This is a genomic window from Candidatus Nanopusillus massiliensis (assembly GCF_920984865.1).
The window spans coordinates 135840-136120 of sequence record NZ_OV100765.1; the positions used below are offsets into that span (position 1 = coordinate 135840).

Annotated in this window: 1 protein-coding gene; it reads left to right on the forward strand. The window is 22.1% G+C overall.

The genetic code is table 11. From position 1 onward, the window contains the following. A partial coding sequence (locus LUA84_RS01055; protein WP_231434026.1) for a hypothetical protein occupies window positions 1-196 on the forward strand: 196 nt, incomplete at its 5' end. Window positions 197-281: the final 85 nt, after the last annotated feature.

A 281-nucleotide genomic window follows, 5' to 3' on the forward strand; every position in this document is an offset into this window, starting at 1 on the left:
AAATGAATATCCAATATTTAATTTTGAGAATTTTGATCCAAAAAATGATTCATATAAAAATTCAAAAATTGCAGAAAAAATTATTGAAGGTTTTGTTAAGAAAAATAATGAAATATTATCTTTAATATCTGAAAAGGGAATAAGAATATCTTCTAAAATATTAAATGAAAAATATAAGGAAAGAAATAAGCGATAATAAATGTCAATGATTATGTTGTATAGCTATCTTTTGGAAATGATGGATATATACCTCCAAATTTATATTGGAGTCCAGGTATGGT